The organism is Paenibacillus sp. 05T425 (assembly GCF_056396205.1).
The window spans coordinates 1-507 of record NZ_JBFTLA010000076.1 but is presented as its reverse complement, the minus strand read 5'-3'; the positions used below and the strand labels follow the sequence as shown (position 1 = coordinate 507).

At 54.4% G+C, this 507-nt stretch carries 1 protein-coding gene; it reads left to right on the top strand.

Annotated elements, in window-relative coordinates:
- A partial coding sequence (locus AC1DF0_RS32140; RefSeq protein WP_477577623.1) for a ribose-phosphate diphosphokinase occupies positions 1-507 on the top strand: 507 nt, incomplete at both ends.

The following is a 507-nucleotide window of genomic DNA, read 5'->3' as shown; positions in this document are numbered from 1 at the left end:
TCATTATTCAGCCGACTTGCGCTCCGACCAACGATAACCTGATGGAACTGGTAGTGATGGCTGATGCCTTCCGCCGCTCCTCGGCTACTCGTATCACTGCTGTTATTCCTTACTTTGGTTATGCCCGTCAGGATCGCCGTCCGCGTTCCGCACGTGTGGCTATCAGCGCGAAAGTCGTTGCTGACATGCTTACCGTAGTCGGCATCGACCGTGTTCTCACGGTTGATCTGCATGCTGACCARATCCAGGGYTTCTTCGATATTCCGGTAGATAACATCTACGGCTCCCCGGTACTGGTGGATGACATTGAAGAYCAGCGCTTCGAAAACCTGATGATCGTGTCCCCGGACATTGGCGGCGTCGTGCGTGCACGGGCTGTTGCCAAATCCCTGGGCGTGGATCTCGGGATCATCGACAAACGCCGTGAGAAAGCCAATCACTCTGAAGTGATGCATATCATCGGTGATGTCGAAGGGCGTACCTGTATTCTGGTCGATGACATGGTCG